This is a genomic window from Paenibacillus ginsengarvi (assembly GCF_003626695.1).
Classification (GTDB): Bacteria; Bacillota; Bacilli; order Paenibacillales; family NBRC-103111; genus Paenibacillus_AB; species Paenibacillus_AB ginsengarvi.
The window spans coordinates 16,280-34,370 of record NZ_RBAH01000025.1; the positions used below are offsets into that span (position 1 = coordinate 16,280).

Consider the following 18,091-nt stretch of genomic DNA (forward strand, 5'->3'; position numbering starts at 1 on the left):
CCGGTATTGTTAACCTGTTGTAAAGAAGGATAGACAGAGGGGGAACGAGGGTTGTCGGCAAGAAAAGGATATATGGCATTATTGATAGCGGCCGCAGCCGCTATCATTTTTGCGATTACAAGAGTTGAGAATTGGGGAATCTTCTGCCTGCTCGTGCTCGCGCTCACCTTGATCGGCGTGCGCAAGGATGCGAAGGCGATATCGTGGGCGCATTTTTTGCCGCTGGGGCTGGTCATGCTGTTTCTGTTTTATTTGATCTATCATTACGCCAACCCGATGTGGCATCGCGTGATCGGCTACCAGACGGAAAACCTCCGGCACATCTTCAACTGGAATAAGTCGTTCAATGCAATTCCGCTGAACGACGCTCCGTTTTTCCGTTTGTGGCAGCCGGACTGGCTGACAGCGTTTTTCAGATGGGTGTATAACTACGGCTTTGCCTTATCGTACTGGGTATGCGTCATCCGCGCCTTCTTCACGAAGGATGTGCAAAAGTTCGGCCGCTACTCGCTCGCCGGCTACTTGCTGCAGGTGCCGCTAATACTGCCGTTCTACAATTTGATCCTGCTCCAGGAAGTGTGGTACGTGCAAGGGACGCCGGACCTGCTCGCCCGCGATTTGACGCCGGAGCAGCAATTTGCGACCGCGCTCAACTGCTTTCCGAGCATGCATACGTCGATCGCCTTCGCCGGCTTCCTGCTCGTCATACGCGAGAAAAGCTTGTGGTATCGCTGGTGGGTCGGCTCCTACTGCATTCTTATTATCATCTCGACGATGTACTTAAACATTCACTGGATCATCGACGTATTGGCCGGCATGGCGTTCGCTTACGGATGCGTGAAGCTCGCCGACTGGATCGTAGGAACGTCCGGTTACGCCGCCTTTGCCCGCTCGTTCGAAGCGCTCGGCGGGCATTTGCAGCGGCGGATTACCGGCACGGGCGCACGGCAAGCTTCCGCAAGCCGCGACGCGAAGCAAAACTCGCTGGGCGGCTGAGGCCGTCGACACCCAAGCAAAACCGGCCGTTCGGGTTCCTTCAACCCGGCCGGCCGGTTTTCGTTTCGTTAATTCGTATACTCGTACCCGTCCTTGAAACGCGTCGCCCATTCGAACGAAGCGCGTGAAGAGGCGAGCGCCTGGGAGGTCTATGTTTTCGAATACCCGTCCGTCCCGTTGCCGATCACGCACTGGTGCTGCCCCTGCACTGTCAGCACAACAGTAGCGGCGCCCAAAATCGTCTCCGTGCCCGACGGTTGCGGCGTAACGGTGTGACCCGAAGCGATGCCAACAATTGAAAGTTCCCCTGTTATCGCTCGTCTTGCAGCACACCGCCGAGCTTTACCGGCGTTCCCTGCTCCGCTGAGACGACAGCCGCCGCAGTAGCCTCAAACGTGCGGAACGCATCCGCATAATCGGAGCGAATCCGCGAAGTGTCGCCGGTTCGGACCGCATGCAGGAAAGCTTCGTTTTCCAGCGTATACGGATCGGCGTCACTGCTCCGGTACTCCGTCGTGCGCGCCTTGCCGATCGCCTTGAGGCTGTTGGAGCGGATCTCCATAACGCCTCCGGACGTGTACAGATCAAGGCCCGATCGGTGTCCCGCCGGCAATAGGCACGTATTGGAAATCGTCGCTACGATGCCGTTGTCCAGCTTGAGGATCACGGAGCCGACGTCGGCCACATCGGCGCCCTTGTCGATCTCGCGAATATGCCGGTAGCCGAATGCGGCATACACCTCGCGAATCTCCCCGCACAAGTAGCGGACCAGATCGACGGCGTGCGTCGACTGCTCGACGAATTGGCCGCCCGAGCCGCTTTGGCTTCTCCACCAGGGAGCGGATGGCAGCCCGCCCATCCAGTAGCCGTTCGCCATCCCGATCGTCGTCGGCTGCAGCAGCACGCGGGCTTTGTTTACGGCTTCGGAATACCTCCAGTTGTATCCCACGCACGTAACCAGCTTCTTCTCCGCTACAAGTTCGCGCACCGGCGCAATCGTCGCGGGATCGATGCCGATCGGCTTTTCCGTGAAAAAAGGGATTCCCCGCCGAGCCACGCTCATCTCGATATCGCCGTGCGCCGCAGGCGTGACGCAGATGTAGACGGCATCGAGCTTGCCGTCATCCAGCATATGCTCCACGTTGTCGTACGCTTTGGCACCCGGCCAGTTTTGCGCCAGCCGTTCCGCGTTTTCCATTGTACGCCCGCATATGGCGACAACCGCCGTATCCTCCATTTGGGCCGCCAGCCGTCCATGCTTGGCAGCGAATCTTCCCGTTCCGATGATGCCGATTCGAAGTGTCACAGGCGATAGCTCCTTTCTTATTTCAAGTTAGATGTTCTTATATGTAGAATAATGTTCTTTATTATGGTAGCATTTCTGCTCAGGGCCGGCAATGGCGAATCTGCATCAGGACAACCGCACTTTTCGTCTGGACACCCGGGGAACTCGTCTGTACAATGGGAGTAGAAGGTTGTCCCGGGTATTTTATGGAGAGCCTACTACCCCAATTACAAACTTTATCAGGCAAAAAGCGCGTGAAGCACACCGTCTTTTCCCGTCCGGGAGAAGGCGGTTATTTGTTTTTCAGAGAGGAGGCCCGCTATGACGAATTTTGTTCAAGCTTACGAATCATTTATGAACGAACACAAGGCATTGCGAAACGGCGAACGGCTGCGACGGCTGCAAGAAGGACATGGCCACGCCGAGAAGCTGTTCCTGGAGCAAATATGGTGGCCGGCGATCGGTCATTTCCGGGATTTGCACCCGGAGTACGAGGTGAAGGATTTTAACGACGCGTCGCGATTTATCGACTTTGCCTATATCCGGCCTCCGTTTCGCATCGCCTTCGAAATCGACGGGTATGGGCCGCATATGCGCGATATCGATCGCTGGCGGTTCGGGGACCAGTTGATGCGGCAAAACCAGCTCGTACTGGACGGCTGGAAAATATTCCGCTTCTCCTACGACGACATCTTCCAAAAAGGACGCCGCTGCCAGCAGCTCGTGCTGCATCTGATGGGGCGCTGGTACGGGGAGCGCGGGGAACAGACGCCGCCGCTGCTCGGCCGGGAGCTGGATATAGCCCGGCTCGCCGCAAGCTCCGTGTCGCCGATTACTCCCGCCGAGGTGGCCGGGCATTTGGGTATCCGCCCCGAGCACGCTCGTAAATGGCTGAGCCGGCTGGTCGCTGGCGGCGTGCTGCGTCCCGCGCGAGATCAACAGCGGATTCGCGCTTACGTACTGACCGAGGCTGGCAGGCGCCTGTTCCTGTAACAGCAGGCAAGCGAACGGGGACACTCCGTACCCAAGGGTTAACCAGTAAAATAAGAGTCTTTGGGGGCCGCTAAAACGGCCCTTTCCCCACATTCCGATGAAATAGAGGACGTTTGAGGCCGCTATTACGCACCATCACCCGAAAAACCGCGCCAAAGGCCGCATATAGCAGTCCCAAACGTACGCTATTGCCAAACAAGCCCACTCCCCGCCAAAATAGCAGCCCCAAACGTCTTCTATAACCAAATCAAACCACTACCCACCGAATTCGTCCTCTACACGCCAAAAAATAAGAGCCTTTGGGGGCCGCTAATTACGGCCCATTTCCCCATTTCCAGCAAAATAAAAGACGTTTGGGGCCGCTATTACGCACCATCACCCGAAAAACCGCGCCAAAGGCCGCATTTAGCAGTCCCAAACGTCTCCTACCCGCCAAAAAACGCTAGCCGCTCAGCCCCAGCTCCGGCTGATCAACAATGTTTTTGGCAGCCGGGTTTGATTTTCTTGCCAATAACCGTATCATAGGAGTAGAGAACAAACCCCATAAAGTGAGGAAACAAGAATGGATTCGCAAGCGAAAGCACCGGTGCTCGGCATCGTCGTCCCTTGTTACAACGAGGAAGAGGTGCTGCCCGAAACGATACTGCGGCTGTCGCATGTGCTGGACCGCCTGACGGAAGAGCGGCTTGCCTCCCGCAGCAGCTTTATGCTGCTCGTGGACGACGGCAGCCGAGACAAAACGTGGGAGCTGATCGAGCAGTTCCAACAATCGAATCCGCGGGTGGCGGGACTGAAGCTCGCCCGCAATGCGGGACATCAAAGCGCGCTGCTCGCGGGACTGAAGCGCGCGGCCGAAACCGTCGACTGCGCCATATCGATCGACGCCGATCTGCAGGACGATACGGAGGCGATCCGCGAGTTTATGCTCCGCTTCCGGGAAGGCTACGACATCGTCTACGGCGTGAGGCAAAGCCGGGCAACCGACACCGCCTTCAAGCGCGGAACGGCGCAGTCGTTCTACAAGCTGATGAAAAAGCTCGGCGCCGATATCGAGTACAACCATGCCGACTACCGTCTTATGAGCCGGCGCGCGCTTCAGCAGCTTGACCGCTTCAAAGAGGTGAATCTGTTCCTGCGCGGCATCGTGCCGCTGGTCGGCTTCAAAAGCACGCGGGTGTATTTCGACCGGCACGAAAGGTTCGCCGGGGAATCGAAATACCCGCTCAAGAAAATGCTCGCGTTCGCCTGGGACGGCATCACATCGCTCAGCGTGACACCGATTCGGCTTGTGACGCTTGCTGGCTTCGCGCTGTTCGTCATCAGTTTGCTCGCCGCGCTTTACGCGATCATTCAGAAGCTGGCCGGCAATACCGTTTCCGGTTGGACTTCGCTCATGCTCTCGATCTGGTTCGTCGGCGGTATTCAGCTCATCAGCCTCGGGCTAATCGGCGAGTATATCGGGAAAATTTACAAGGAAGTGAAACGCCGTCCGCTTTATATCATCGAGAAGGACATCGCCGCCGAGGCCGAAACCGCGCGGAAAGCGGGGCTGGGCACATCGTGACGAAGCTCGCTTCCGTGCTGGACAAGTCGTTCCTCCGCTTCCTGCTCGTCGGCGTCTTCAATACGATCGTCGGCCTTGGCGTCATCGCCCTGCTGCTTCACGTAGCCGGAATCGGCTACTGGGCGTCGACCTTTATCGGCAACGCGATCGGTGCGCTCGTCAGCTACGTGCTCAACAAAACGTTTACGTTCCGCTCGAAGGCGAAGGTAGCGGGCAGTCTGTGGAAGTTTCTGCTCGTCACGCTTGCCTGCTACGGCTTATCCTACGGACTCGGCCTCGGGCTCGGTCAGTGGCTCGCCGCCCTGTTTCCGCGTTTTCCGGACAACCGCATCCACGATGCGGCAACGCTGATCGGGACCGGCTTGTACACGGTAACCAACTATTTGGGCCACAAATATTTCAGCTTTCGGGCGGCTCCGCCCGTTCGCAGACAGGCAGGTGAATCCTCCCCATGAAAAAGCCAGGCATCGCCTTTTGGACGATGGCTGCGGCAGTCGTCGTTATGGTATACGTGCTGTTCCTGAAACCGATCGTCGGCATCGCCGACAACGGCGACTTTTTGCGCATCATGTCATCGGCAGGGCTGGACTACCTGGACCCGAATTTATCGTACGACGACAAATATTTCGGTTATTTCATCCGCGAATTCGCGCTTACGCCGCTCGGCATCGGCGGCTACGCCTCGACGCAAGTGCCGCTCGTCATGATCGCCACCTGGCTGAACAGGCTCGTGTACAGCGGTCATGTGTTCGATATGCGCTTTATGGCGTTCGTATACGGCGTACTGCTGCTGCTTGCCTTCTGGGCCGCTGTGCGTTACCACCGGACGCTGCCGCTAGCCAGCAAGATTGCGCTGGCCGTACTACTCGTGTTCGTTTTCGCCGATGTAGGCTATATCGGGTACTTCAACTCGCTGTTCGGCGAGCCGGTGTCGCTCGTGTTTTTACTGTTCACCGTAGCGTTCGCTCTTGCCGCTGCTACCCGGGACAAGCCGACCAAGGCGCTGCTCGTGCTCTTTTTCCTGTCGGCGATCTTCCTAACCGGCTCGAAAATCCAGAACGCTCCCGTCGGCATCCTGCTTGCCTTGCTTGGCCTCCGTTATTTGCGGCTGCGGGACGATAAGAGCTGGCGTAGAACGGTCATCGGCTTTTCCGCCTTCCTGGCGCTCGGTTCGCTGGCTATGTACATATTCGCCCCGAAGCAGCTCAAAGAGATCAATATGTACCAGACCGTGTTTTACGGAGTCGTGAAAGATTCGCCGACGCCCGAAGCCGATCTGGAGGAGCTCGGCGTGCCGAAGGAGCTGGCGGTGCTTGCCGGAACGAACTTCTTCACCCAAGACACGCCGATTCCGCAGCGCGACCCGCGGCTGTACGAGCAGTTTTACAACCATATGAGCCACGGCAAAATCGCGCTGTTTTACTTGAAGCATCCTGGCCGCCTATTTCAAAAACTGGAAATCGCGGCGCAAAACGGGATGACGATTCGCCCGTATTATCTAGGCACCTACGAGAAGGCGGAAGGTTTGCCGCGCGGCGCCGTTTCCGGCAAGTTCGGCTTATGGAGCGAATGGAAGCGGTCGCTGCTGCCGAATACGCTGTGGTTTCTGCTCCCGTTCTGCCTGCTCTTTTATCTCGCCTTGCTCTTCGAATGGTTGCGGGCGGATACGCTCGGCAGGCGGATTTATGCGGAAACGTTCGCGGCGCTTGGCCTGATCGGTTTCGTTTCCTTCCTGATCCCTGTCATTGGCGACGGCGAAGCCGATCTCAGCAAGCATCTGTTTCTGTTCAACGTCGTCTTCGATATGATGTTCGTCGCCAGCCTGATCTGGATCGTGCACAAAATCGCGCTGGTACTCGGCGGCCGACAGTCCGAATATCCCCGCTTCGACAAGCGCCTGTGATCGGGGACAGCCCTTCCCGAGCAACTGGATTCGGTCTTCCGCTGCGGCAGCGGCTTCGCTGAAAAAATCGCTCTTCCCTTTTACCTGCGGGGAGAGTAGACTTGGCTTATCCATACCAAAACAAATGCAAAGTAAACAGGCTGTCGAGCGAGTCGACAGCCTGTAGCTTCATCGTATGGGACATGTGGTCCATGCATCAGGAGCCGGAAACGGCCACCCAGTGCCCTTGCTTCACCTCAATAAAGCTGGAACGCTCCAAACCGTACGGATCGGCCTTCTGCGACTCCGTATCCGGCGTAAACGTCTTCCGCGACTCCACCTGCGGATCGGGGATCGGGATCGCAGACAGCAGCGATTTCGTGTAGGCATGCTGCGGGTTTTCGTACAGTTCCTCGCTCTCGGCCAGCTCGACGATTTTGCCCTTGTACATGACAGCCACGCGGTCGCTGATATGCTTCACCATCGACAAATCGTGGGCGATGAACAAGTAGGTGAGACCGAGCCGCTGCTGAAGCTCTTCGAGCAGCTTGACGATCTGCGACTGGATCGAAACGTCGAGCGCCGACAATGGCTCGTCGCAGACGATAAACTCCGGCTCGATGGCGAGCGTGCGGGCGATGCCGATCCGCTGCCGCTGGCCTCCCGAAAATTCGTGCGGATACCGCATCGCATGGGCGGCGCTGAGCCCGACCATCTCGAGCAGCTCCTCCACCCGCTTCTGGCGGGCCGCCTTCCCGCTTGTCATCTGATGCACGTCGAGCGCTTCGCCGATAATATCGACGATCCGAAGCCGCGGGTTCAGCGAAGCATACGGGTCCTGGAAAATCATCTGCATATGGCGGCGCATCGTCTTCATCTCGCCGCGATTCAGCCGATTCAGCGCGATGCCCTTGAACAGCACTTCGCCTCCGGTCGGCTCGTTCAGACGCAGAATCGCCCGTCCCGTAGTCGACTTGCCGCTGCCCGATTCGCCCACGACGCCGAGCGTTTCGCCCGGACGGATGTCGAAGCTGACATCGTTGACCGCCTTGACGATCTGCCCTTTGCCGAGGTCGAAATACTGCCTCAGCGACCGGACCGTCAGCAGCGGGGACTCGCCTTCCGATCTGGCCACGAGCGGAGCGGGCTTCGGCTTTTTCTTCTCGTTCAGCCGCGGCAGCGCGTTCAGCAGCCGGATCGTGTAGGGATGCTTCGGCGCGAAGAAGATGTCTTCCGTCGTACCGGCTTCGACGATCTCGCCTTCCTTCATAACGACGACGCGATCGCACATGCCGGCCACCACGCCGAGGTCGTGCGTGATGAGAATGATCGAGGTACCGAGCTTGCGCTGCAGCTCCTTCATCTGATGCAAAATTTGCGCCTGTATCGTTACATCCAGCGCGGTAGTCGGCTCGTCGGCGATCAAAAGCGACGGCCGGCAGGCGAGCGCGATCGCAATCATGACCCGCTGACGCATACCGCCGGAAAATTCATGGGGATACTGCATATAGCGGGCTTCGCTGTTCGGAATGCCGACCATCCGCAGCATCTCGATCGCTTCCTTGCGCGCCTCCGACATGGACAGCTTGCGGTGCTTGATCAGGCTTTCCTCGATCTGACGGCCGATCCGCATCGTCGGATTAAGCGAAGACATCGGGTCCTGGAAAATCATCCCGATATCGCGCCCGCGAATCTGTTCCATTTCTTGATCGGTTTTGTAAGCCAGATTTTGGCCCTGGAACAAAATCTCTCCGCCCTTCACCATCGACGGGGGAGAAGGCAACAGCCGCATGATCGAACGCGCCGTGACGCTTTTGCCGCTGCCGGACTCGCCGACAATGCCCAGCGTCTCGCCCTTGCGCACCTCAAAGCTGACCCCCCGGACGGCTTCGAACTCCTTGTCCCGGGAAAAAAACGAGACGGACAGCTGATTTACCTGCAATAACGGTTCCATATCGTCACCTGCATCTAGTAGTTAATGTAGAAACATAATTTCGCACATTTCCGTATATAGTTGACTTTTTCCTACCTTCATAATAAAATCTACTATATCTATCGGAATAATGCAAATTAGAAAAACATCGCCTATATATCCATTCGGAAAGGGTGCGTACAAGCTTGACAGGGCAAACGATCGTGACATCATCCCGCTATGCCGACCGGCTAGGGAGCATCTACTCCAAAATGTTAATGCACCCGGTTTATCGCCTCTTCCTGCTGCTTGCCGGCGCCCCCGTTAGCATCGTCGTTGGCATAACCTGCTTATACAGAAAGCGGCGGGGCCATCATCCAGAGCAACGCCGAAGCGTGGAGAAGCAGCTGCTGGAGAGCGGTCTTCGCGACCGGCTGCTGGCGGAGACGAAGGAGCAGCTCAGGCGCAAGCATCAATTTTTCAATCAGCGAATAAGCGAGAAGCAGCTGGAGCATGAAGCGGAGCGGATCGCTTCCGACAAATTCAAGGAAGCTGTGGACCTCGAGACCGAAGCCCAATTGGAACGGAAGGGCCAGCACCGCGTTTCCTTCGCGGAGACGTTCCGAACGCTTATCGCCAGTCCCGTCTTTCTGGCCGTTTCCCTCGTGCCTGGCGTTCTAATGTACGTTCTGATGTGGATTTACAGCAACGCTTATGTGAAATACATAGCGGAGCGGCTGGTCCAGACGATATTCGTCATCTTCGGCGTAGCGATCCTGGTCTTTACCATCCTGTATATATCGCCTCTGGACCCGGCAGCCAACATACTCGGGGAAACGGCAACCGCCGAGCAGATCGCTTCCTTCAATAGATTGTACGGACTCGATCAGCCTTATCTCGTTCAGCTGTGGGACACGATCAGAGGCATTCTTACTTTCGATCTGGGCCGTTCGTTCGCCGGCAACGAGGACGTAACGACCGCAATCGCGAACAAGTTTCCCGTGACGATGACGCTTGCGATCATCTCCACGATCGTCGCGGTGCTCGTCGCCTTGCCGATCGGCATCGTATCGGCGACCAGACCGAATTCGTTTTTCGACTACACGTTCATGTTCATCGCCCTGCTCGGCTTGTCGGTGCCAAACTTCTGGCAAGGGCTCATCTTCATTCTGAGCTTCTCGATCAAGCTGCACTGGCTTCCGGCGACGTACAATCCGCAAAACTGGCTGTCGATGATTATGCCTATTATCGTGCTCGGCACGGGGCTGACCGCAGCGGTTGCGCGGATGACCCGCTCTTCTACGCTTGAGGTCATTCACGAGGATTATATTACGACCGCCCGAGCGAAAGGCTTGTCCAACAGACGCGTCTTGTGGAAGCACGCGGTAGGCAACGCGGTGATCCCGATCATTACCGTTATCGGGCTTCAGTTCGGCGGCATGCTCGGAGGAGCGGCCGTGACCGAGAAAGTGTTCAACATTAACGGTATCGGCAGCTTTATCGTAGACAAGCAGTTCATTCCCGACATTCCGGCCATTATGGGCGGAGTCGTTTATACCGCAATCGCAATATCGATCGTTAACGTGGTTATCGACATTTTGTACGCGTTCTTCGATCCAAGAATTCGTTCCAAGATGAAACAATATTAACAGGTGGCGGCCGTGAAAACAACTCAAACAACTAACCACGAATTCCGTTTCCGGCTAAGCAATTGTCCGGAATACAGCCAAGCGAGCTTTTCCGCGATCGTATCGCTCGGGATCGCCCTTGTCCTGCTGCTGAATAGCTATGACTGGTCCGGCTCGGCTCTGCGCCCGGCCATACTGACCGCCTGTATCGCCTATCTGGTTTTCGGGCTGCTCCAGCTTGCGGTTTTGCCATTGATCCGGCGGGACCTGCGGCGAGGCAGCGAACTGCGCCGCTCTACGCGGCGACTCGGCTATGTGCTGCTGCTCAGCCTGCTGACGGCGAACATTTTCGTCGGCACTTCGGCCTTTCAGCTAATCCGTCGCAGGAAAAGCGCAGCTTACACGCTCGCCTTTTATACACTGCTGACGACGCTGTCCGTATTTGCCGTCTCGGCCTTGAACGTATTCAAACCTTACGTATCCAATGGGTTCATCCCTGGAATGGCGCTGCTTCTGATCGCAGCCGTCCTTCAATTGATCGCTCTGCTGCTGATAGCCCGCTATGGGGAGGATACACCTCTGCCGAAATGGATGTGGCTCGTGGCGATCGTGCTGCTCGCAACCTGCCTGTCCGGCAATCTGTTCGCCCTGTTCCTTGGCGTCCTGCTGATCGCCAAGCTGCGCGACAGCGAGTTTTCGTCGGACTCGAAGCTGAACCGCACCATCGAACGGCTGTCCAAAAGCTCCACCTCGATGCTGGGTCTGTTCTTTATCGGCTTTCTGACCGCCATCGCCGTGTGCAGCTACTTGACGTTTGATTACAGCATGGCGATCGATAACAACTACAGCGCGATTTTGCAGTCGCCGAGTCTCGCTTATCCGCTCGGCACCGACAATTTCGGACGCGATCTGTTTACCCGGATCATATTCGGCGCCCGGATCTCGCTGTTCGTAGGCATATTGTCCACGCTCATCCCGGTTATCATCGGCGGCGTGCTGGGCGCGATATCCGGCTACTACGGCCGTCAGACCGACAACGTCATCATGCGGGCGCTCGAAATTTTGTACGCGATCCCGGGTATTCTGCTGGCGATTGCGATTATCGCCGCCTTCGGGTCGAGCACCGTGAACCTGATCCTGGCGCTGAGCGTAGGCGCGATTCCGACCTACGCCCGGACGATGCGGGCCAATGTCCTGCTAGTCTCCACGCTTGAATATGTGCAGGCGGCGCGCGCCTTTGGCTCCGGCGACCTGAAAATTTTGTTCAAGCATATCGTGCCGAACTCGCTTTCTCCGATGATCGTCAAGTCGACGCTCACGATCGGCGGCGCGGTCATCTCGACAAGCAGCCTTAGCTATCTCGGACTCGGCGTCGAGCCGCATATTCCGGAATGGGGCAACATTCTCAAGGTCGGCAGCGCCTATCTGGAGACCCATTCGTTCACCGCCATCTACCCGGGTCTTGCGATTATCGCGCTCGTGCTCTCTTTCAACTTTCTCGGAGACGGCCTCCGCGACGCGCTCGATCCGAAGCTCGATTAGAGCGAGCCCGTATAGGGCAAAACAACTTGGAAACCTCATTCATACTCTATCTACCTTCTAAGTCGTGTTCTCACAGCAAAAGGGCGATGAATGAATGTGCGTTCATAAATAGCAACCAATTCAGGGAGGGTTCATGCATGTACACAAAGAGAAAATGGGTCGTTCCCGCGCTTTTGGGCGTATCGCTCGTCATGAGCGGGTGCAGCCTCAAAACGAAGGATGACCAAACGAAAACGAACAATCCTCCGGGACAGCAAGCCGTCGACAGCACACCGGTCGACATCGAGCTGCTCGCCATGAGCTCCGGGGAAACGGACGTCAACATCATTCGCGACCAGCTCACGAAAAACGGCTTCAACGTCAAGCTGAACATGCAGCCGGACTACGGCACGTTTAAGGCGCAGCAGGACGCGGGCAATTTCGATATCTCCCTGTCCAGCTGGACGACGGTAACCGGCAACCCGGATTACGCCGTGCGCTCGCTGTTCAAAACAGGCGGCGACTACAGCATTATGTCCGATCCGGAGATCGACCAGTTGGTCGACAAAGCGTCGACGCAGACGGAAGCGCAATATACGGATACGTACAAGCAGCTCGAGCAGAAGCTCGTATTCGACAAAGCTTATATCGCGCCGTTGTATATTTCGGTCAAATCGCAAGCTTTCAATCAGGACGTGCTGAAGAAAGAATCCGTCCGTCTCTCGAAATCGCGTTCCCTGCCATGGGAAGAACTTGATTTCAAGGATGCCGCAAAGCGCGCGAAAGACCCGATCATTCTGCAATCGACGCTGCCGACGCTGACGTCCCTCGACCCGATCAAGGGCAATGACGGCTCGATCAACATTATCAATACGAATATGTACGTGCGTCTGCTCAACCTGACGGACGACGACAAGCTGACGGCCGAAGGCTCGCTGTCCTACAACTTCGCCATTGCCGAAGGCAATACCAACTATTACTTTATTTTGCGCGACGACATCAATTTCGCCCAAATCAAGGACAAGCTTGCCGTTGATACAGGCGAACGCGTAGGCGCGGACGACGTTATCTTCTCGCTGATGCGCGCAAAGGACAAAAACTCGGTGCCGAACCACCGCACATACACGCTCCATGAGCACATCAAAAACGTGGAGCTTGTAACCGACCCGGCCGTTCTGGAATCGATCAAAATTTCCGGCAGCTCCGATACGGTCAAGTCCGGTCTGGAAAAAGGGCTCGGCGCGAAAATTTCCGGTCTCGTCTCCGACAAGAAGCAAGCGAACAATAAAGACGGCAAATATCAAGTCGTGAAACTGACGACGACAGAGCCGTTCCCGCAAGTGCTGAACTACCTGGCTCACCAATCGGCCGGCATCGTGTCCAAGAAGCAGGTAGAGAGCATCAATACGTACGACGTCGCCAAATTCGACGTGAACAAGGACATCCCTTACGGCGATCAGAATACGGTAACGGAAGGCGCGAAATACAACAACACCTTGTACACGAGCGGTCCGTACATTCTGTCCATCAAAAACGATTACGAAGCAAACTTCCTGAAAAATCCGGCTTACATGCCCGGCACGAAGCACGAGCCGAAAGTGAACAATATCAAAGTCCGTTTCATCAAGGACACCGACAGCACGCTGGCCGCCCTGCGCAGTGGTGAAATTCATCTGTTCTACAGCGTACCGGAAACGAAATACGATATCGTCAAGGGCGATAGCAAGCTGTCGCTGCAAACGATGCCGAGCAACGCCGTCTCGTACCTGCTGTTCAATACGAAAAACCGCGAAGTGGCGAAAAGCGCCGATTTGAGAAAAGCGGTGCTCTACTCGATCAATCAAGACGAGTTCCTCGCCTACTACAAAAACAACAAGTTCAAAGCCGTCTCAACCGTAAGCCCGATCGTCAAAACCGGCCTGGAGCTGAAAGCCGACGCCGGCAAAGTGAAAGAATTCCTGAACGCCTACAAAGCAAGCAAAAAATAAGGACGGTACACCAAAGAGACTGCTCATCCGTCGCCGCTGTCGACCGGGGCAGTCTCTTTATTCAACAAGCGCCAAAGGAGCGATGATTCATGACTTCTTCCGCAAACAGCAAAGCCAAACTATCGCAATGGGACGCCCTCATGCTGGAGTCGCTGCGCGCCTACGGCTGGTCGGGCGATGAGCTGCTCCGCCGCATCCAAACCGGCGAGCTTCCTCAGGACGACAGCAAGTTCAAGTTCGACTACAGCCAGCTCGCCGCCTCGGCTTCCGCCGACCTGGCCGCTTTCGAAGCCGCCGTCCGCAGCGGCTACCAAATCAAGTTCAACACGCTGCGAGGCATTACGAGCTGGATTTTGCTCGCCTTGGGCGAAGAAGCCGAGCTGTCGCTCGAGCCCGGTTTAGAATCGATTTCCGCCCGGCTTACCGAGGAGGAACGCAGACGGCTCGCATCGACCTTGTCGTACGGCTGGGTCATCCACGGCGAGCACGAAGGCCCAGGCAGCGAGAAATCGGCTTACCGCATTGAGCCGCTGCACCGAAATTGATTCTTTTATACAAAAGCCGCCGATCGCTGGGATCGGCGGCTTTTTGACGTTCAGAAGCGTCACATGGGTATTGCATGCTCAAGCCACAGCTCTCCGGTCCTTGGGCAAGAAAACGGCAAGTACGCCAAGCAGCGGCATATACGCGCAAAGATTCATAATAAAGCTGATGCTCGTCGCATCGGCAATCCAGCCGAGCAAGACCGAGCCGAGGCCGCCGAGACCGAACGCAAGGCCGAAGAACAGGCCGGAGACAAGCCCGACGTTGCCGGGAAGCAGCTCCTGCGCGTAAACGACGATGATCGAGAAAGCCGACGACAGGACGAAACCGGCGCATATGCACAGAATACCCGACCAAACGAGTCCCGCATGGGGCAGCAAAATCGAAAACGGCGCCGTACCGAGAATCGACAGCCAGATGATATTGCGTCTGCCGTACCGGTCCGCGAGCGGTCCGCCGAAAAACGTGCCGGCAGCCGAAGCCGCGAGGAAGGCAAACAAGAACCACTGCGAACGTTCGACGGAAATGCCGAAGCCGTCAATCAAGTAAAACGTGTAAAAGCTCGTAATGCTCGACATATATACGTATTTCGAAAAGACAAGAAACACGAGAATGACGATCGCGGACACAATCTGGGCTTGCGACAGCTCTCCGAGCCGCTGTCCCGGCGCTTTGCTCCCCTTGGCGGACGAGCGCTGGCGCGGCGCAAGCTGCTGCCGCTTATACCAGCCTGCCACATAAAATTGGATCACGATAGCGAGGGCGGCCGCGAACGAAAACCAGATCACGCCGAACTGGCCCACATGGACGAGCAGCACCGCGGTCATGATCGGTCCGAGCGAGCTGCCGATATTGCCGCCTACTTGGAATATCGATTGCGCCAGCCCGCGCTTGCCGCCCGCGGCCAAATAAGCGACGCGGGACGATTCGGGATGAAAAATGGCGGAGCCGATTCCCATCGCCACGACGGCGAGCACGATCATCGCAAAGCTCGGAGACAACGCCAGCATAACGACGCCTACCAGCGTGAAGACAACCCCTATGGGCAAAATATAAGGTCTCGGCCGTATATCCGCATACGTGCCGACGATCGGCTGCAGGATCGAAGCGGTCATATTCATTGCAAAGGCGATGAAGCCGATCTGCTTGTATGACAGCTGAAGCGAGTCTCTTAATATCGGAAACAGAGCCGATACGGTCGATTGCAGCGTATCGTTCAGCAGATGGACGATGCTGATCGCGAATAAAATCGGAAAGACGGTAGCGGATGCCGCGGACGCAGCCGATGTCGTCCCAGCGGCTTGTTTAGCCATTCGTTTCAACTCCTTGAGCGGTTCTTGCATTAAGAACGGATTGTGCGATTATAACACGGAAGTGCGGCCTTACGTCAATGCCGAATTTGTATATATACAAGTCTACTGTCCGTGAGCGGCCCAAAACATACGCAGCCTTCTCCTCGAAGCAACAAACGAAAACAAGGCCGTTTCCCCTCATCTTCCGGGAAATCAGCCCTGCCTGTTCTCACTCGCCCCTGGTTCGGGAGCCGCGTTACACCCGGATATCCAGGTTGCCGCCCAGATGCGGCTGCACGCTAGCCTGCAGCATCTGCACCATTTGCGCGCCTTGCAATTCCGCGCTCTCTTTCGCTTTGCCGAGCATGGCAATGCCGACCGCAAGCGGCATATCGCTTCTGTTAAACTGGGATAAGGCCGATTGCAACGATACGCTCATGAACTTCCTCCTGACGTAAGTGAGACTGTTCCTTCGATCCGATCATACCATGCGGCTCGCAAGCCGGACAACAATTTTTGATCGTTATAGAATTTATAAGTTTCGGACCGTCTGGACGAAAAGAGAAAATTGTATACCAAGAAAAACTTCCGCTAAAACGCGGTCGCTCATCTTTGAAATACGTCGATAGACGTTTTTCTTACAATTTCCGTGTTCCGCCTTCAGTCGGCCAAATCGAGCTTCATTTGTACGGTGCGCAGCGCGTACCCGTAAAACAGTTCCTCTTTTTCACCGGAAGCCTTGAAACGTTTGGCCTCATAAAACGACAAGCCTTTGCGGTTCGACCTCTCCACATTCGCAAGCAGACGCGTCGCCCCTTGCAGACGGAGACGGCCGATGCCTTCCTGAAGCAGCAGCGTGCCGATACCGCCGCCCTGCGCTTCGGGCAATATGTAGATCGCTCCAAGCTCGGCTTCCGAAGGGTCGCGGCGCGAGCTGAAAAAATTGGCGAAGCCAACGATGCCGTCCTCCCGCTCGGCCACAAGCAGGATCGAGCCGGTCATTCGCCGCAGGATCGCCTCGTCGTTGTAGAACGCGTCCAGAAACCGCGTGCGCACCCGCTCCGGTATGATCCCCTCGTACGTATGATGCCAGGTCGCGCGAGCCACTTTGCGCACCTCTTCGGTATCCCGCTTCTCCATCAGGCGAATCGTAACGGCCATGAGCACTCCCCACCATGCATATGCTTTTGCCAACAGTGTACCAAATGCGCCGCCGTTTCGTAAATTGCGAAAATGAGGCCGGATACGGGCGACTTACGGCTTCTCCTCGAGAGCGCGTCTTGCCAGCCCTTGCAGAACGGCGTCGTCCATCGGCGGATTGTGCAGGCCGGCGCGGACATCGCGGTACATCCGCTCGAGCGGCAGCTTGCGCGACAGGCTGGCTCCTCCGACAATGCGCATCGCCCCGTCCACTACCGACAAAGCGGCATTCGTAGCCGTATATTTGGCCAAGCCGAGCTCCTGCTTCAGCCGGAGTCTTCCAGCGGCGGTCGATTCGTCCCAGCGGTCGGCTACGGCATACAGCAGCGTCCGGGCGGTGATCAGTTCCGCCTCGATCTGACCGATCTGCCGCTGTATATGCGGAAGTTCGGAGATCGGAGCAGCGAGGCTGTTCGGCTGGTAGCTTTTCGCATATCGAAGCGCAAAATCCCGCGCCGCCCAAGCGATGCCGATGTAACAGGCGGGTATATGCAGCAGCCAGCCCCCGTCGTCGGGCCGTTTGTCTGCAAATGCGGCGCTTCCGCTAATATGATGTTCGTCAGGAACGAAGACACTGTCCAAGATGACGTCGTGACTGCCGGTCGCCCTCATGCCGAGCGTGTCCCACGTTTCTTCGATGGAAACGCCGGGACCTTTGCGCACGAGAAATTCGCCGATCTTCTCTTCCCCCGCAATACCCGCCTTCACCGTAAAATGCTGCAAAATCGGACTAAGCGTGCTGTACGTTTTGCGTCCGCTGATCAGCCAGCCCCCGTCCGTCCGCGTCGCGGTCGTCTCCGGCTTGCCTCCGCGGCTCGGGCTGCCGGTAGCCGGTTCGCTCGCGAAGCTGTTGATCATCGCGCCATCCTGCACAACCTCGCGGCAAAAATCGGCGTACAGCGGCTCCGGCCACGACCTGGTGCCGCGAAGCTGGAGCATGATGCCGACATGCCAGCCTACCGCCAGCGCCGTAGAGCCGTCGCCCCGAGCGAGCCGTTCCTGGCCGAGCACCAGCTCGTGCAGCGACGCTTCGTCGCCGCCGTATTCGCGTGGAACCGTCAGATTCAAATAGCCGGCTTCCCGCAAATCGGCAAAATTATCGAACGGAAACGAGCCTTCGCGGTCGTGCTTCGGCGCCCTTTCGGCAAAAACGGCGGCTAGCCGGTCGCATGTCGCGGCAAGCTCCGCTTCCTTCTCGCTTCGTATCGCAAAATCATCGTAGATGGACTCGGACATTCCCGGTTTGACCTCCTGGCACCTAAGTTTGTTGTGGAACCCCATAGGAGG

15 protein-coding genes are annotated in these 18,091 nt (G+C 56.8%); 9 read left to right on the forward strand and 6 right to left on the reverse strand.

Annotation, left to right across the window (positions count from 1 at the left end; all coding sequences use genetic code 11):
* The first annotated feature begins 72 nt into the window (after window positions 1–72).
* Window positions 73–996, forward strand: coding sequence for a phosphatase PAP2 family protein (locus tag D7M11_RS27135; protein WP_193556299.1), 924 nt, complete (start codon window positions 73–75; stop codon window positions 994–996).
* A gap of 310 nt (window positions 997–1,306) precedes the next feature.
* On the opposite strand, the gene D7M11_RS27140 is transcribed toward D7M11_RS27135, so the two are convergent.
* Entirely contained in the window at window positions 1,307–2,302 is a 996-nt protein-coding gene (locus tag D7M11_RS27140) for a Gfo/Idh/MocA family protein (protein ID WP_120750403.1), read from the reverse strand.
* Between the two features lie 300 nt (window positions 2,303–2,602).
* Between D7M11_RS27140 and D7M11_RS27145 the strand changes: the two genes are divergently transcribed.
* The 4 genes from D7M11_RS27145 (at window position 2,603) to wsfD (ending at window position 6,741) form a co-directional block, all read left to right on the forward strand.
* Entirely contained in the window at window positions 2,603–3,274 is a 672-nt protein-coding gene (locus D7M11_RS27145) for a DNA-binding response regulator (protein WP_120750404.1), read from the forward strand.
* Between the two features lie 562 nt (window positions 3,275–3,836).
* The gene (locus tag D7M11_RS27150; protein WP_120750405.1) at window positions 3,837–4,838 is read left to right on the forward strand and encodes a glycosyltransferase family 2 protein; all 1,002 of its coding nucleotides are present in this window, start codon (window positions 3,837–3,839) and stop codon (window positions 4,836–4,838) included.
* Complete coding sequence (locus D7M11_RS27155) at window positions 4,835–5,293, forward strand: GtrA family protein (protein ID WP_240041320.1); 459 nt, start codon at window positions 4,835–4,837, stop codon at window positions 5,291–5,293. Before D7M11_RS27150 ends, D7M11_RS27155 begins: the two co-directional genes overlap by 4 nt.
* Window positions 5,290–6,741: a glycan biosynthesis hexose transferase WsfD gene (gene wsfD, locus D7M11_RS27160; protein ID WP_120750406.1), complete on the forward strand. Its 1,452-nt coding sequence runs from the start codon at window positions 5,290–5,292 to the stop codon at window positions 6,739–6,741. The genes D7M11_RS27155 and wsfD overlap by 4 nt, the downstream gene beginning before the upstream one ends.
* 196 nt (window positions 6,742–6,937) lie before the next feature.
* Here the strand turns inward: wsfD and D7M11_RS27165 are convergent, their stop codons facing one another.
* On the reverse strand, window positions 6,938–8,674 hold the full coding sequence (locus tag D7M11_RS27165; protein ID WP_120750407.1) for an ABC transporter ATP-binding protein: 1,737 nt from the start codon (window positions 8,672–8,674) through the stop codon (window positions 6,938–6,940).
* Between the two features lie 164 nt (window positions 8,675–8,838).
* Between D7M11_RS27165 and D7M11_RS27170 the strand changes: the two genes are divergently transcribed.
* The 4 genes from D7M11_RS27170 to D7M11_RS27185 all read left to right on the forward strand — a co-directional run bounded on the left by D7M11_RS27170 (window position 8,839) and on the right by D7M11_RS27185 (window position 14,314).
* Window positions 8,839–10,281, forward strand: coding sequence for an ABC transporter permease (locus D7M11_RS27170; RefSeq protein WP_240041321.1), 1,443 nt, complete (start codon window positions 8,839–8,841; stop codon window positions 10,279–10,281).
* Between the two features lie 12 nt (window positions 10,282–10,293).
* The gene (locus D7M11_RS27175; protein ID WP_120750408.1) at window positions 10,294–11,802 is read left to right on the forward strand and encodes an ABC transporter permease; all 1,509 of its coding nucleotides are present in this window, start codon (window positions 10,294–10,296) and stop codon (window positions 11,800–11,802) included.
* 137 nt (window positions 11,803–11,939) lie between these two features.
* Window positions 11,940–13,769: an ABC transporter substrate-binding protein gene (locus tag D7M11_RS27180; protein ID WP_120750409.1), complete on the forward strand. Its 1,830-nt coding sequence runs from the start codon at window positions 11,940–11,942 to the stop codon at window positions 13,767–13,769.
* Between the two features lie 89 nt (window positions 13,770–13,858).
* A complete protein-coding gene (locus D7M11_RS27185; protein WP_120750410.1) occupies window positions 13,859–14,314 on the forward strand; it encodes a hypothetical protein in 456 nt (151 codons plus the stop codon).
* A 78-nt stretch (window positions 14,315–14,392) separates the two neighbouring features.
* On the opposite strand, the gene D7M11_RS27190 is transcribed toward D7M11_RS27185, so the two are convergent.
* The 4 genes from D7M11_RS27190 to D7M11_RS27205 all read right to left on the reverse strand — a co-directional run bounded on the left by D7M11_RS27190 (window position 14,393) and on the right by D7M11_RS27205 (window position 18,040).
* The gene (locus tag D7M11_RS27190) at window positions 14,393–15,625 is read right to left on the reverse strand and encodes an MFS transporter (protein ID WP_120750411.1); all 1,233 of its coding nucleotides are present in this window, start codon (window positions 15,623–15,625) and stop codon (window positions 14,393–14,395) included.
* Between the two features lie 235 nt (window positions 15,626–15,860).
* Window positions 15,861–16,043 (reverse strand): YjfB family protein, encoded by a 183-nt coding sequence (locus D7M11_RS27195; RefSeq protein ID WP_240041322.1) that lies wholly within the window; start codon window positions 16,041–16,043, stop codon window positions 15,861–15,863.
* A 221-nt stretch (window positions 16,044–16,264) separates the two neighbouring features.
* Window positions 16,265–16,798 (reverse strand): GNAT family N-acetyltransferase, encoded by a 534-nt coding sequence (locus D7M11_RS27200; protein WP_240041323.1) that lies wholly within the window; start codon window positions 16,796–16,798, stop codon window positions 16,265–16,267.
* Between the two features lie 60 nt (window positions 16,799–16,858).
* Window positions 16,859–18,040, reverse strand: a complete 1,182-nt coding sequence (locus D7M11_RS27205; protein WP_120750413.1) for an acyl-CoA dehydrogenase family protein — start codon at window positions 18,038–18,040, stop codon at window positions 16,859–16,861.
* Between the last annotated feature and the right edge of the window lie 51 nt (window positions 18,041–18,091).